Raw genomic sequence first — 15,307 nt, 5'->3', positions numbered from 1 at the left:
AGCACAACACAACTTTGCTGGGTCCATCTCGGCGCCTAGCGACAGGCGCTCAGAAGCAAGGCTGCTAGCCCCCGACACCGATCGACCGAACAGGCGGCCGTAGAACCGGCTCGATTGCGGCCTCTTAAGGCCATTGCAGAAGCTGCTCTAATAGACGAGGTCACCCCCGAGCTACCGCAGAAGCATCGTGACACTGCATCGATTTGACTTTGTCCGTTTCGCTCAACTCACGTCAACGCAGCAGGCGGCGCCGAAATAGTGCTGTCGACGCGAAAAAGGGCAAAACCGCGTAAACGCAGAGCGCACCTACGTGCAGGGCAGCACTGTCGGCACCGCGCTCAAGCATCGCTGGGCGAATAAGGTCGACCGAATGTGCGAGAGGCAATAAGCCGACGAAGTGCCGAAATGAGTCGGGCAGTTGGCTTGACGGAAAGACCACGCCGCACAGAAACACCATAGGAGTGAGGACAAGTGTCTGGTAAAACACGAAGTAATCGTAACTTGGCGCAAGGGATATGACGACCATCGCCAAGCTGGCGAAGACAAGGCCAGTAAGGGCGATTGTTGGCATCGCATAGAGAATGGATAGCCATGATGCGTAACCGAGAGCGGCGGCGACGATCGCGATCGCTGTTCCGGCCAGAACGGACTTACTGGCCGCCCACACCAGTTCACCTAGGACGATATCGCCAAGCGTTAGCTGAGTAGAGAGAATTGCTTCCCAGGTGCGCTTGGCGTCCATGCGTGCAAAGGCTGCATACATGGTTTCAAAGGTCGCCGACGTCATGGCGCTGGTCGCGACCATGCCTGCCGCCAGGAAGGCGATGTACGACGTCCCCTCAACGCGCCCCAGGATCAGTCCAAGGCCAAAGCCGAGGCCAAACAGATTGGTTAGAGGATCTGCGAGGTTGCCGAGAATCGATGCAAGTGCGACTTTCTTCCATGCGAGGAAGTTCCGACGCCATACCGCGATCCAGTTGTACGCGTTAGCGGGCATCACCGCCGCATAACTTTCACCCATCGCTCACTTCTCCATCTCGCGCCCGGTCAGCCGCAAAAACACGTCTTCGAGATTCGGGGGGCGCTGCAGAATACGAAGGCTCGCATGCCCATGCAGTTGCACGCGCACCTGCTCCGGATATGGCGCATAACAAAAGAGCGTTTCTCCACTCACTTCAACGCGCCGGGCATACGGCCTGATCAGCTCGCGGAGCTGATGTGGATCACCCCCATAGATTTCGATCACATTGCAGCCAATATGCTCGTCGATCAGGTCGTCTGGCTTGCCTTCAGCGATCTTGCGTCCACCCTCGAGGACACACAGCCGATCGCACAAGCGCTCGGCCTCTTCCATGAAGTGAGTGGTCAAGAGAATCGTCTTGCCCCGCGCAAGTAGAACTCGCAGACGTTCCCAAATCAGGTGGCGGGCGTGCGGATCCAAACCAGTCGTCGGCTCATCCATCACGAGCAAATGCGGGTCATTGATTAGCGCACGTGCCAGCGTCAGCCGCCGTTTCATGCCACCGGACAGCGCGGCAACGCGCGTGTCCGCTTTGCTCTCGAGGCGTGCGAACTCGAGCAGCGAGGGGGCGATCGCCTCGATCTCGCGAGCGCTCATGCCGAAGTAGCGGCCAAACACCAGCAAATTCTCTCGTACGGTGAACTCGAGTTCAAGATTATCGAATTGCGGCACCACGCCGATACGCACACGTGCGACACGAGCGCGTGCAGGCACAGGCTCATTGAGCACCGTAATCTTTCCTCCGTCCGGCGAGATCATGCCAAGCAGCATGCGCGCGATCGTGCTCTTGCCGGCTCCATTCGGCCCGAGAAGGCCAAAGCATTCTCCGCGCGCGACCGAGAACGACAGCTCATTGACGATGACCTTGTCGCCAAATGATTTTCTCACGCCGGCAAGGTCGATTGCTACGGTGGACATGATCACTCTTAGGCTGAGAGAAGTCGTTCGTCCGACAATGGCTTCCCTACCACCGTTTTGGTCCAGAGCAGGCCGTCGCACCACACATGCTCAACGCGTCCCCAGTGGCAGGCCGCGGCAGCATCCGGGAAGAATCCACGCCCGTGGAGGTTAGCACTGGTATTGCAGAGCAGCGGAATGCCGGTAAGCTTCTCAAATTCGACGAGAAGCTCGGCGATTTTGTGCGGAGAGTTGCGGGAGATTGTCTGCAGCCGCGCCGAACCGTCGAGATGGACGACAGCGGGGACCCTGTCGCGCCATTCCGCGCGGGTCTGGTGATCGAACAGCATGTAGGGATCTGGCGTACCTGGGCTGAAAATCTCCGGCGCCCGATCCTCCAGACAGATCGGCGCCACCGGTCGGAACTGCTCGCGACGCTTGATGTCGTTGAGATGATCCTTCATTGCCGGGGAGGTCGGGGCTGCAAGAATGCTTCTGCCGCCCAACGCCCGCGGACCAAGTTCGGCGCGCCCGGAAAGGAAGATGACCGGCTTGTCGTCCGCGAGAATCGCCGCAAGTTCACGCAGACTGCACGGCGCCGCCTCCCAATCCGGCGGAAGCTCGCTGTCGTGCAGGGCCGGACCACTGTAGACTGACCATTCCAATGGCCCGAAGCCATTTTGCGCCGCCATCGCGCCGCAAGCAGCGCCGATCGCCGAGCCGCTGTCATTCGGAAACGGCGGCACCCAAACATCATCGAACAATCCAGTCGCACGAAGCGCGCTGTTCCACTTGATATTGAGACCGCAGCCGCCGGCGATACATAGATTTCGCGCTCCCGGAAGCGACGAGTGTTGCAGCAGAACCATCGCCATTTCCTTGACAAGAAGACGTTCCACGAACACATGAAACGACGCAAGGACGTCCTCCGCTCGCTTGGCCGTCAGGCGCAAAGCGCTTGCCTCGAAGAAGTCGTGCAGAGCTGCAAGAGACGCTTCCGCATTGTTGATCTCAGCGCGGTAGCGACGTGCCTGCTCCGTGTCAGCGGCGAAGCGCTTTTCATAGAGCTCCTGAAACACTGCGACGATGCTTTCATCGACAGAGCCAAGCGCGATGTAAGCCATCAGCTTGCCGGCGATGCCCAAATCCCAACTGGAGCGGTTCGGCTGCCTGTATGGGCCGAAGTGAAGGCCCGCGGCAGCATAGGCATGTCCGATCATCGGAAACAGGCATGCAATGAGCCGTGCCCCCCGAGGTTCGACATAGTAAAGACGTGGAAAGATGCAGCCGTCCCATACCAGACAGAACGCGGGTTTTCCCGCACCTGCAAAGGGACTGGTGCTATATGCTGACGCGACGTGGCCTGTGACGTGCGGGTAGCTCTTATATGGAAACACCTTGTCTCCGAGGATCAGGCCAAAGCCGTCGACGGAATCAAGAAGGCCCTCAGCATGGCGCTCGACATATGGCGCCCCCTTCAGCGCGATCGGCACAGCTCCACTTAGGACCTGGAACTGCGACTCAATCTCCCCATCCCAGCCGTCGATGACGAACTGATCGATATCCCGCGGATCCAGGCCATGCTCCGCCAAGGCAAGCACGACTGCATCGAGATTCTCGACGGATTGGTAGCGTGGACCGTTGCCGCACTTCTCTTGCTCGGTGCAAAAGACAAGCCGCCCGTCCTCGATGACAGCAATTGCCCCGTCATGGGTTAACTTGATGCCGCAGATGCGCATACGATCCCCTGGTCTAGTGGCCGACGTTTGATTGTTCTGACGAGTGACCCGGCTTCCGGAACCGGACTATCAAGGAGTCTTCGTTGATTGACTCGGTGTGGCAGTGCAGACGTTCGACCTCCGATAGGCTCTCGTTGAAGAGGGCGATCACCGTTTCGGCACCAGCAGCAAGCCCCCACCGTTGACATGTGGCATCACGTGCGGACCCGAATATCAGAGCCCCATTTGGCGCTAGGATCCTCACCAGGTTGCGGATAGCCGCTTGCATCTCGACAATGTCCTTGAGGTAGTAAAGAACCTCGGCCACGACGATCAAATCGAACTGTTCAGTGGTCGAGAACCGCTGAATGTCGCAGGTCACCCACGTGATATGTGACCACTTCCTGGTCCGTAGTCGCGCTCGCTCGATCGCCTGCGGCATGACATCGACCACGGTGAGTCGTTCGCATAGCGGAGCCAGCATGTCCGTGAATGCACCGGCTGCACATCCTACTTCGAGGCCACACGAAACATCTCCGTTGCAACCCGACATCCGGAGCATTTGAGCGTATCGCTCCTGCTCGAAGGCACTACTGTCGAGACGCCATGGATCGTCGGCAGCCAGCTCTCGCGCTAATTGCTGATGGTTTGCGTCCAGGGTCATGAGCCAATTACCTACTTGCAGGCAGTCGAACGATCGCTACCGCAAACACTCTTTGTTGCCGTCAGGCTCGATGGGCTCTGGGAAACCCTCGCCTTACGACTTATACTAGACATTCCCCATTTACTTGCAGCACTTCGTCCAGCGTTCGGGTGCAGAGTGACAGATTGCTTTTCCCCGTCGGGCGGCACGTTGGCGACCTTGCGCGAGAGCCAATCGCTGTTGCTCAATGTACAAAGCGCATAAGCCTTCAAAGGAAGTAAGAGAAAGATATTGATCGGTGTGTGGAGCGAGAAGCCGAGAAACCGCAGTTCGCGAGCACGAATGGCTGCCACACTGCACCGGACCATTGTCATTGCTGCAATCGTCAATACCGTCCACCAGGGTACAGAGCCTGCCATTAGGAGCTGCGCGAGCGCAGCGAGTGATGAAAGGGCGAGAAGCAACGGGCCGAGATTTTGCCCGATAACGTCTAGCGTCAGATAGCCATCGAGCTCTGGCAGCAGGCGCAATGCGAGGAACGTGTCCCGGAAGGTACTGCGGGCCCAGCGGAGTTGCTGACGTAGATATGGCCCAAGGCGGTCCGGGACGACTGTTGCTGCGATCGCGTCCGAGACGTATTCGGTTCGAAAGCCCGCCTTGAGCATGAGGATCGTTAGATGGCGATCCTCGCCGAAATCGCTCGGCTTCCCTCGAAAGAATTGCGCTTCATATTGATCAAGAAGCAAGGCGAGCGCGGAGCGACGATACATGGCACATGGGCCGCAGCAGCACATGACCGCACCGAAACGCGCCTGCGCCGCGCGCTCTTCGTTGCATGCTAACCAGTATTCCATATCGATCAGCCTGGTCAGCCAGGTTTGGCTGCGATTGCTCGCTATCAATTGACCCATGGCCGCACCGATTTGCGGGTCATGCATCTTCGATACCAGCTTCGTGACAACGTCAGCGGCAAGTATCGTATCCGAGTCGACGTTGAGGACCAGGTCACCGGATGAGCTGCGTATCGCAGCGATCTGCGCCTTGCGTTTTCCAACGTTGTTTGCCAGCAAGATGATGCTGAACCTCGGATCGTTCGCATAGATTTTGTGCACAGGCGCGACAAGGTCGCGATTTGCAGATCCGTCGTCGACCACATAAACCTGTAGCTTTCCGGTGTAGTCTTGACTCGCAAGCGACTCCAGACATTCGGCGAGCGTGATTGGATCCTCGTTGAAGCACGGCACGATGACGTCTACACTGGGAAGGACCACCTCCGATCGTCCCAGGTTGTCCTGCAGCGATGAGTTAATCGCCGGTTGAGCATAAAGCGCTTGCGCGCTCTTGTAGATCGTCGAGAGCAGCGCATAAGACGAAACAGCGACAGCACTGGTTGTAGCGAGCAGGTCCATAGGGTGTCAGTTTTTGCTCAGTGAAGTTGAGGGAGTGGATGGATTACAAACCCGCGCCGTTGTAGTGCCGGGATCAGATGTGACAGGGCCATCGTGGTCTGATCGCGCAGCGTGGCATCAGTGCACGGTCGCTCCTCATCAGGAGGATATCCGTCGTGCAGGAGCACAATTGCACCCGGGCGAACGCTCGCGAGTACTGAATTCACAATTCTATCGACCCCGGGGCGGGACCAATCTCTCGGATCGACCGACCAGTGCACAGCTGTGAGACCGGCGCTCGCTGACACAGCGAGCACCTCGTGCGTCCACATGCCGTAAGGTGCTCGCATGTGCCTAGGTGAGGCCTGCGGGCACGCCGAACGGATCGCCTCGCTCGCCGTGAGAACTTCATCGCGTACCTCCGCTGGTCCGCATCTGGAAAGATCCGGATGGGTCATCGTGTGGTTCGCAACCTCGTGACCTTCCGCGATCATTCGTCGAATGAGTTCAGGTTGTTCGGCCGCGTACGTGCCGATCACAAAGAACGTCGCCGGAATCCCATGTTGCGCCAGCACCTCGAGCACCTCTGGCGTGCAAAATGGATTTGGCCCGTCATCGAACGTCAAATAGACGGGGCGACTTCCGGCCACGTCAGCATAGTCGCAACGGACAGCAGATAGGGGGAGATGCTCTTTCACAACTCAGGCCCATTCCGATCGATGACCGTCCCGGCCGGCCACTCGCCTATCGAGCGTCCAACCGGGAAAACCACCACGATCACGTCTTCGATGCGGGTCGGCGACAAATTGGGATAGACATCCGGATGCGTGGAGCGGACGCGAATGCCGGACATGAGGGTGGCGAGCCCCTGCCTTCCGACCAGTCGGGTCATGTGTTTCTCAAGCGCAGGCCGAACCGTGCCAAAGCCGAATGGAATCCCGAGCTCCTGCAGTGTGGGATACATCACGCGCATTGCGTGGCTGATTCCCAGCCCTTCGAGATCCGGACGCACCGCATACAATCCCAGTTCGGCCACGAGGAGATCGACCCCACCAATCTTGATGAAGCGGCGTAGTAGCCCGAGGTGAGCAGCTATCCCGCGCGCGTCGTAACCAATTACGCGGAGCTCAGGTCTTGCCCCGGCCCAACTTCGGTTGCCCTCAAATGGCTGCGCATTGAACGCACCGGTCGGCCCGTAGCTCTTGCGGAAGAACTCGGCGAGTTCGGCATGATCGGTGAGCCGCAGTTCGTTTTCCCAGCGACGGCTCCACTGCACTTGAGTGCGTGTAGAAGGAGCTTCCGCAGTCCGGGATACGGCAATGTTCATGGCGAGCTTCCTTGTGCCCCAGTGGAATGAAGAGCGGAGATGGTCACTTGAACTCGCTAGTCGCCGAAGCGCTGGTCAACAGTGAAATGCGCTGCTATGACCCGTCGGAGCGCGGCACTCCTCGCCTGCACCGCGCCGTGCGCCTTCGCTCGCGATGAAGATATCGCATGGTTCGCGCTCTTGATCCGGCCAAAGCCCTGCGCGAGATATGCCGAAAGATGCCGACGAGGCGATTGGACTGGCGAGAGCCTGTCTGCACCACGAAGCTTTGCCGCCTCGTCTAGCATCGCTGTCGACGCTTTGACGTCTGAGGGCAGGTCTTCGATGCGCGGGGCCTCATCGATGGCGCATCGGAACGCCATCAAATCACACTGGTTCTTATCCATCTTCGACACGCCCTGAATGCGGTGGATAGGCGAGCCATTTGCAGAGTCGCCTGAATTACTTGGCATCCGCAATCTGCGCCTGCCGTTATGTCGCGACACTAGAATGCGGCTGAACGCGCTCTCAAGTGTACGCGGGTAAACCTGCAATATGGAAAGGGATGGAACACGCATACCAAGGTTTATCGAGGTCCGCCTGACGTCTCGATCGAGCGAGCTTCGCACAGAGAAGAAGCGACGCGGCTCGCGCGGCGCGCCCATAGCCGCTCTCGAAACACATGCGGCGCCAGCTCGCACGTCCAGGAGTTGTTCTCTGAGTCCGCGTGAACGAGCAGCAGCCATGGTGATATACTCGATTATTTTTTCCAAACTGATGTTTGCTATCCAACATCCCGCTATTTGGTAAAATCGATAGTTCCGATGGAACACATCCACACGATGGATAGACTTACAAGATGCGGTTCAAGGGACTTGATCTAAACCTTCTCGTTGCGCTCGATGCTCTGATGACGGAGCGCAACCTCACAGCGGCGGCGCGCAAAATTAACCTGAGCCAGCCCGCTATGAGCGCTGCCATCGCTCGGCTGCGTACCTATTTCCGCGATGAACTATTTACCATGAGAGGTCGAGAGCTCGTCCCGACACCTGGCGCGGAGGCGCTTGCAGGCCCGGTTCGCGAGGCGCTGCTGCACATCCAACTCTCGATCATATCACGGGACGCGTTCGACCCGACTCAGTCGAGCCGATGCTTCAGGATCATTCTCTCCGATTTCATGACGATCGTCTTTTTGCGCAAGATTGTGGACCGTCTTGCACAGGAAGCTCCCGCGGTGCGCTTCGAATTGCTGCCATTTTCCGATGAACCCGATGAGCTGCTCCGCCGGGGCGAGGTCGACTTTCTCATTCTGCCGGAACTGTTCATGTCGAGCGCGCATCCTAAGGCGACGCTGTTCGACGAGACCCTCGTATGCGTGGGATGCCGCACGAACAAGCAGCTATCGCGGCAACTTACATTCGAGAAATACATTTCGATGGGCCACGTTACGGCGAAATTCGGACGGGCGCTCAGACCAAACCTCGAAGAATGGTTCTTGCTCGAGCACGGCGTCAAGAGACGCATTGAGATCGTTGTGCAGGGCTTTAGCCTGATTCCGCCCATATTGTTAGATACGCGCCGTATCGGCACAATGCCCTTACGACTCGCCAAACACTTCGAACAGCGGATGCCAGTGCGGATCGTCGAACCACCGCTCCCTCTGCCCACATTCACCGAGGCTGTGCAGTGGCCTGCGTTCCACAATACCGACCCGGCAAGCATTTGGATGCGGCGGATATTGCTGGAGGAAGCATCCAACATGGCATCTGGGCCTCAGGAGCCTCCAACTCGCAGGCGCTGCTAGAATCATAAGCCGCTCTCGGCAAGTTCCAAATACGCTCCGAACCCTTGGACATGCTCGGCCGCTTTCGTCACTCCAACGTTTCTGGCGCGAAGCGGCCAGAGATGGCGATCGGTTGCGAAGAATTGCCGAGTGGCGAGCGGTGATCTCGCTGGTGAGGTTTGGTGCGCTTGCACCTCAAACGGGCGAAGCCCGGCACTATCGCGTCAGAACTCGCCTCCACCGGTGCGACAATGTTTGGCTTGCCCGATAAAATCGCTTGAATCGCACCTCGCGTCAGGTTGTAGGTTGGCCGCCGTGCTAACGCTGCACTACGCGACCGTCGACTGGGCGGTTTGGTGAACTGACGGCGCTGGCCGGACACTGGGTTGAACTGCCATTAACCAACTGATCGGGTCCTGTTGCGTGGCTCGCTGGAAGCGGCGAGACCGATCAGCTTCGGGACTCCTGACGGTTTCTGGCCGCCGCTGGGTGGCCGGCCGCCTTGCTCTCCATTGTTGCGGTCATTTTACGAGCGTCTTCTCGCGATCGCAGGATGGAAACGATGTCCATTCGGGCGAGCCAATAGGACCTCTCCAGACGCAGCCGTCACCGCTGGTTGTATGCGCCGCAGTTACGTTCCTGCCGGATAAGAAGACATGCGTTTCAAAGGTCTAGATCTAAATCTTCTCGTCGCGCTGGATGCTCTCATGACTGAGCGCAACCTCAGCGCGGCGGCACGCAAGATTAACCTTAGTCAGCCGGCCATGAGCGCAGCCGTTGCCCGCCTGCGCTCCTATTTCGATGACGAGCTGTTTGGGATGAGGGGGCGGGAACTTGTCCCCACCTCACGCGCGGAAGGACTCGCAGCTCCTGTGCGCGAAGCTCTAACGCGCATTGAGCTCTCAATAATCGCGCGGGACGCGTTCGACCCAGCTCGATCGAACCGGCGATTCAGGATCGGCTTTTCTGATTTTATAACAGTCGTATTCTTTCGAAATATCGTGGAGCGCGTCGCGCGAGAAGCGCCTGCCGTCAGCTTCGAACTCGTGACGCTCACCGATGAGCACGATGAGCTTCTCCGCCGCGGCGAAGTCGATTTTGTTATCTTGCCGGAATTATTCATGTCCAGCGTGCACCCCAGGGCGGCCCTATTCGAGGAGAGACTCGTTTGTGTAGGTTGCTGCACGAACAGCCAACTACTACGGCGGCTTACATTTGATCGGTATATGTCGATGGGCCATGTTGCGGTTAAGCTCGGAGGTGCGCGCAAGACGCTGGTCGAGGAATCCTTTCTACTCGATCTCTGTCTCAATCGGCGGATCGACATTCTCGTGCAGAGCTTCAGCATGATCCCGCCCCTGCTGGTAGGCACGAACCGCATAGGGACGATGCCATTAGGGATTGTAAAGCATTTCCAAAGAACGATCCCCCTTCGGATTGCCGAGCTTCCGCAGCCATTCCCCGCCTTCACTGAGGCGGTCCAATGGCCCGTGCTTCACAATAGCGATCCGGAAAGCCAGTGGATGCGAGAGATATTGTTGCAGGAGGCTACCCGCATGGCAACTGGACAAGAGCCCTCCATCATCTGCACTTCGGAACGACCGGATACTGCCGGAGATTTCGCACGACCCGTCTCGCCGTTGTCGTAAGGACGATCTCAAGATCGTGCGAACCTCACATCCCAACGAATGTCTCAACGCACAATTTAGGCTCGCCTCTCTCGAATTCGTGGTCGCTCTATAAAGATCGTCGCAGCGGACGGCTATGATGACGACGTTGTGTAGGTCTTTCGCACGTTGGCATTAGGCTCGACGTGCGAGCGGCGGCTGGACCGTTGGCCTGCTTTTGGAGACAGGGACGCACGTTGCACCTGGCCGTCGGGCGCACCTGCCTCGATACAGCAGAATCGGCGCCGGGTTGTCGTCGTCAACTCTCCGAATCGGTAGTGGCTCCCGACGAGCGGAGACGGTTCTTTGCGGTTACCGAGTCGTACCACCACGCACAGTGAGCGTGGTGGTCATCGATCATGCACATGACCACGATCTCTTGCGCTGTCGAAGCAAGCATCGCGCACGCGTGTTGCCCTATCGCATCAGCCTGGAGTACATCGCATCTTCGTCGCTCCGTGCCGCGGGTCTGACTTCTTTTGGCCCTATCGCCGCCAAACGTCTTGACGACGTGCGCTGCCATTACGCAATGACAAACAAGGAGCTGACGTTGGAGCAATGCAGCGGCGTGTTCGATCCGGAAGAGCTTTCCGTCCTGGGAAGCCTTTATGATAGTGCGGTCACCGCGCTACCCCCATCGATGCGAAATCCGGAAAATCGCAAAGCAATCGCCAAACTCATCTTGGAGCGTACAGCGGCCGGCGACGCTCAACTGGCATGCCTGACGAGCTTGTTGATCGCCATTTCCCCTCAGGGTTGATCCCCCGCCATTCTGAGGATAGTCACCACTCTCGCGCTGGAATGGAAGACGATCCAGCTAGAGCTTTGAAATAACTTGAATCACACGTGACGTAAGGTTGTAGGCTTTGAAATTGAACAACATGAGCAAAGCTACACCACGAAGGCGTCGATGGCGCATTGGCGAACTTGCAGAGGCGACCGGAGTAACGGTACGCACGCTGCATCATTATGAACATACGGGACTCCTAGCAGCCTCAGAGCGTACTGACGGCGGCCACCGGATGTACGACCGCGAAAGTGTTCAACGGGTTCACCAGATTCGGGCGCTACGTGAGCTTGGCTTCTCCCTTGTCGAGATCCGCAAAGCTATGGAGGGCACGACCTCACTGACCGACCTGCTGCGCAAGCATCTAGAGCGCATAGAACTTCAGGTAGCTCGGGCAACTCTGTTGCGAGATCGCCTGCGCAACATGACCATCGACAGTGAGATCCAGGTAAGTGTGGATGACCTGCCAGCTACCTTGAATGCCATGTCGCGGGTCGAGACGCGTAGTCAGAAATCCCGATGCACCTGCAAGCTAGCTGCAGATCGCGAGGAGCGGTGGCGGCAGATCCGCGACGACCTGCGTGATTGTATGGATCGGGGCGAGCCCCCTTGCGGCGATCGAGCAAAAGCTGTCGCAGTTGCAGCCCGCCTGCTGATCAGCGAAATCGCCGGCGCCGATTCACGCGTTTCGATGATCCTGAAGGTACTTGCACGATTAAGCGCCCCCCGCAGTCTGGCTGGTTGGGATCCCTGCCTCATGCAATATCTCGATCTCGCCCTTGGCGGGTTGGAGGATCAGCCGTACTTTGGCTGATCGGCGGCTCTGATGCTGGCCGACAGTTTTACGGGTTCGAGCGGACAGATCGTCATGGCCTCGCCGATCCGGGGCTCCCTGACGCCTTGATCGAGACTCCCTTCAAAGGGGGCTTGAACCGCACGTAACGTCAAATTGTAGGCTCTTACGTGGTCGCAATCTGGCCGACCTGACGCACGCTTCGCTTGGCTGGCGGCCTCGACCTGCAGGCACGTCTGATCACAGCTGTTGGCGGTTCACTTTAGGTGAGCATTGGGAGCTCTACAATGTTAAATGGGCATTACGCTTCTGCTGCGAGTGCAGCGCTTCTCTTCTGCGCCCTCGCCTCGGCTGCGCGCGGCTCCGAAGTCAAGATTGCCGTGGCTGGCCCAATGAGCGGAAGCAGCGCTGCGTTCGGCTTGCAAATGCGCGATGGTGCGGCTGCGGCGGTCGAGGCGCTGAACGCTTCGGGCCTACTTCCCGATACCAGGGTGGTTATGAGTGTCGCCGACGACGCCTGCGACCCGAAGCAAGCCGTCGCAGTCGCGAATAAGCTCACAACAGAGCGGGTACGGTTGGTCATTGGTCATTTTTGTTCCTCTTCGTCGATCCCGGCCTCCGACATCTATGCCGAAGCAGGCATCGTTCAGGTCTCCCCTGGCTCGACAAATCCTCAGCTAACAGAACGAGGCCTTCAGACCGTCTTTCGGATCTGCGGCCGCGACGACCAACAGGGCACCGCTGCCGCTGAGTACATTCACAGGAACTACCCTAACGCCAAGATCGCAGTGCTCGACGACAAGAGCACCGCAGGCAAGGGTATTGCCGACGTGGTTGAGGCACAGCTTCAGAGGTTCGGTGAACAAGTCATTCGGCAAAGCTACGTAGCCGGCGAAAAGGATTACAGGGCCCTGGTCTCAAGAATGAAGAAGGATGGGGTGCGCGTCGTCTATATCGGCGGCTATCATACCGAAATCGGCTTGTTTGTACGCCAGGCATCAGAGGCAGGAGCGGGCCTCGTCGTCATGGCGAACGATCCGTTGATGACCTCTGAATTCTGGGCCATTACCAGCACCGCTGGAAATGGCACGTTGTTTACCTTCATGCCGGATCCCGCCAGGAATGCCAATGCGGCCGGCGTGGTAGCCGGACTCAAAGCTTCCAACCTGTCCGCTGAAGGCTACACGCTTTACGCCTATGCTGCCGTGCAAGCATGGGCAGAGGCGGTGAACCGGACCGGCTCGCTCAATGCTGCGCGCGTCGCCAGCGCACTTCGTTCACGGGCGATCGATACCGTGATTGGGCCAGTGCGGTTCGATACAAAGGGAGATAATGCGGTTCCTGGTTTTCTGGTTTACCGCTGGCGCGACGGCCGTGTTGAAACTGTCGAGCAGAACTGATTGGCGTCAACGCCGCCTCCCCAAACCCAAAGTGACACGGATGATGAGACGCCCTCAGGACGTTGGAGCAGCGATACTCGCAAGCTCTCTTATTATTGCAGCTTTCGTAGCGTTCGTCGCGTTCGCTGCAGCCCTCGCAGAGCTACCTGATGTCGACCTGAACGAGACGCTGCGTCCGACCATAGACAAATAGTAGCCTGTCGCGCTGATCCGGCTCGCGGGCACATGACCTCTGAAGCGGCCATCTACAATGGTGCTAGGTTAGGTGGCATGGACATTTCTGCGGCCAAGCGTTGGGGCAGGCGAAGAAGAGGAGAACGCGAAGCTAACGGTGCTTCTGGTCGAGCACATGCTCGGTGAGGAGGCGCTTCGCCACCTCTTTTCAAAGTAACTGCCGGACCGCCATCTACGCATTCTCGTGACCCAATCACACGTGCAACCTCAGATCCACGCACCCAAAGAGAAACGCCCTAAGCCGTCAAATGAGGAACAACACCTCTTTGAGCGCGACGGCATGAAGCAACCAGGGCTCGCCGTCCCGGCCCATAATCGGAGATTGATCGAGTGAAGAGTGGCCTTCCTTCAAGACTAAGGTGCGGCATTTTCGACCATTTGGATGACGACGGTCGAGATGCCGCACGACAATATGAAGATCGTCTCAAGCTGGCGGAGACCTGTGATTCTCTGGGCTTCTACGCTTATCACCTGGCCGAACACCATTGCACACCTCATGGCAGAGGGCCCTCGCCGAACCTGTTTCTATCAAGCCTGGCGCAGCGCACCCGGCAATTGCGCTTTGGTCCGCTCGTCCTGTTGCTCAACCTTTATCACCCATTGCGCGCATTCGAAGAGATCTGCATGCTTGACCAGTTGAGCGGCGGCAGGCTCGAGCTCGGGATCGGCCGCGGCTCCCAGCCGATTGAATGGGGCTATTTCGGCATCAGTGCAGAAACCGCACCAGGCCGTTATACTGAAGCCAGCGAAATCCTGAATATTGCACTGAAGGGACATACGCTATCCTATCAGGGACACCACTTTGAGCTGAGCGAAATACCCTTAACCTTGAGGACTCATCAACGTCCATATCCGCCGACCTGGATCGCTAGCAGTCGGGCCGAGTCGGCGCAGTGGGCCGCTGCAAATGGCGCCAATCTGGCGTGCATAGGCCCCGCCTCTGTTGTCCGGAAAGTTACGGAGGCCTACCGCTCCCAACGCGGCCACAATACAACCGCACATGGCCGCGAGCCATTTCTCGGCCTCGCCCGCATGGTCGTAATTGCTAAGTCTGACCAGGACGCTCATGCGGCGGCCAAAACTGCGTATGGACGATGGCTGGAGAGCTTCAAGTTTCTTTACGACCTGAACGCCATTCCGACGCCGCCCGCCCTTCCGCTGACCTTCGATGCAGCACTTGAGAGCGAATTGTGTGTCGTTGGAACGCCAGCTTCCGTCCGGCAGCTTCTTCTTCAGCAGATGGAAGAGGCAGGTGCCAACTACTTGCTTTGCCAGCTTGCATTTGGAAACCTTCCGCTGGAGGTCTCCCTGTACACGGCAACCGCAATCAAAGCTGAAATTCTCGATAGCTTTGGTGGCTAATGTCTACATTGGGGAATCATATGCTTGGCAAAGGAGACCGGCGCACTGAGGTTGTCCGAATCTGGTTGCGATTTTGGTTGTCGTTTGCCCTTTGCGCGAAGGCGATCGTCAGCCTCAATGGCAACGATCAAGCATTCACTTTTTCTGACTGCGCTTCTTCTTACTTCGGCACATGAAACTCTGCTTTCGAAGAGAATTCTTCGTTGTGAGCGCGCTTTACGCAATGGACTGTCTGCATGGGCGAACTGGCGGCGGTGCCGTCTACGTCGGCAACGGCAAGATTGTCGGGGTCGATGTTGGAAACCTTC

At 58.0% G+C, this 15,307-nt stretch carries 14 protein-coding genes; 6 read left to right on the top strand and 8 right to left on the bottom strand.

The genetic code is table 11. The features are described from left to right. Positions 1–232: 232 nt before the first annotated feature. The 8 genes from I6F09_RS24465 to I6F09_RS24430 are packed head-to-tail and all read right to left on the bottom strand — an operon-like array spanning position 233 to position 7,380. Positions 233–1,021 carry an ABC transporter permease gene (locus I6F09_RS24465; RefSeq protein WP_225142032.1) on the bottom strand — a complete coding sequence of 263 codons (789 nt, stop codon included), beginning with the start codon at positions 1,019–1,021 and terminating at the stop codon, positions 233–235. Positions 1,022–1,024: 3 nt separating this feature from the next. After that, complete coding sequence (gene nodI / locus I6F09_RS24460; RefSeq protein ID WP_225189229.1) at positions 1,025–1,939, bottom strand: nodulation factor ABC transporter ATP-binding protein NodI; 915 nt, start codon at positions 1,937–1,939, stop codon at positions 1,025–1,027. 8 nt (positions 1,940–1,947) lie between these two features. Next, positions 1,948–3,657 carry a nodulation protein NodU gene (gene nodU / locus I6F09_RS24455; protein WP_225189228.1) on the bottom strand — a complete coding sequence of 570 codons (1,710 nt, stop codon included), beginning with the start codon at positions 3,655–3,657 and terminating at the stop codon, positions 1,948–1,950. Positions 3,658–3,670: 13 nt separating this feature from the next. Next, complete coding sequence (gene nodS / locus I6F09_RS24450) at positions 3,671–4,300, bottom strand: nodulation methyltransferase NodS (RefSeq protein ID WP_225129686.1); 630 nt, start codon at positions 4,298–4,300, stop codon at positions 3,671–3,673. A gap of 11 nt (positions 4,301–4,311) precedes the next feature. Beyond that, positions 4,312–5,688, bottom strand: coding sequence for a chitooligosaccharide synthase NodC (gene nodC, locus I6F09_RS24445; protein ID WP_225189227.1), 1,377 nt, complete (start codon positions 5,686–5,688; stop codon positions 4,312–4,314). A gap of 17 nt (positions 5,689–5,705) precedes the next feature. Continuing rightward, entirely contained in the window at positions 5,706–6,317 is a 612-nt protein-coding gene (gene nodB, locus I6F09_RS24440) for a chitooligosaccharide deacetylase NodB (RefSeq protein ID WP_225129818.1), read from the bottom strand. Positions 6,318–6,361: 44 nt separating this feature from the next. Further along, positions 6,362–6,994 carry a NodA family N-acyltransferase gene (locus tag I6F09_RS24435; protein ID WP_225145091.1) on the bottom strand — a complete coding sequence of 211 codons (633 nt, stop codon included), beginning with the start codon at positions 6,992–6,994 and terminating at the stop codon, positions 6,362–6,364. Positions 6,995–7,050: 56 nt separating this feature from the next. Then, positions 7,051–7,380 carry a hypothetical protein gene (locus I6F09_RS24430; protein ID WP_225142020.1) on the bottom strand — a complete coding sequence of 110 codons (330 nt, stop codon included), beginning with the start codon at positions 7,378–7,380 and terminating at the stop codon, positions 7,051–7,053. Positions 7,381–7,832: 452 nt separating this feature from the next. On the opposite strand from I6F09_RS24430, the gene nodD1 reads away from it, so the two are divergent. The 6 genes from nodD1 (at position 7,833) to I6F09_RS24400 (ending at position 14,999) form a co-directional block, all read left to right on the top strand. Further along, entirely contained in the window at positions 7,833–8,777 is a 945-nt protein-coding gene (nodD1, locus tag I6F09_RS24425) for a transcriptional regulator NodD1 (RefSeq protein WP_225183794.1), read from the top strand. A gap of 635 nt (positions 8,778–9,412) precedes the next feature. Beyond that, entirely contained in the window at positions 9,413–10,405 is a 993-nt protein-coding gene (locus I6F09_RS24420) for a LysR family transcriptional regulator (RefSeq protein WP_225129696.1), read from the top strand. A 361-nt stretch (positions 10,406–10,766) separates the two neighbouring features. Then, entirely contained in the window at positions 10,767–11,183 is a 417-nt protein-coding gene (locus tag I6F09_RS24415) for a hypothetical protein (RefSeq protein ID WP_225189226.1), read from the top strand. A gap of 121 nt (positions 11,184–11,304) precedes the next feature. Continuing rightward, the gene (locus I6F09_RS24410) at positions 11,305–12,024 is read left to right on the top strand and encodes a MerR family transcriptional regulator (RefSeq protein ID WP_225129819.1); all 720 of its coding nucleotides are present in this window, start codon (positions 11,305–11,307) and stop codon (positions 12,022–12,024) included. Between the two features lie 266 nt (positions 12,025–12,290). Beyond that, complete coding sequence (locus tag I6F09_RS24405) at positions 12,291–13,403, top strand: branched-chain amino acid ABC transporter substrate-binding protein (RefSeq protein WP_225129700.1); 1,113 nt, start codon at positions 12,291–12,293, stop codon at positions 13,401–13,403. Positions 13,404–13,967: 564 nt separating this feature from the next. After that, positions 13,968–14,999, top strand: coding sequence for an LLM class flavin-dependent oxidoreductase (locus tag I6F09_RS24400; protein ID WP_225189225.1), 1,032 nt, complete (start codon positions 13,968–13,970; stop codon positions 14,997–14,999). The last annotated feature ends 308 nt before the right edge of the window (positions 15,000–15,307 follow it).

Source organism: Bradyrhizobium sp. IC3195 (assembly GCF_020193585.1).
Lineage (GTDB): Bacteria > Pseudomonadota > Alphaproteobacteria > Rhizobiales > Xanthobacteraceae > Bradyrhizobium > Bradyrhizobium yuanmingense.
This window is presented reverse-complemented; position numbering and strand designations above follow the sequence as displayed.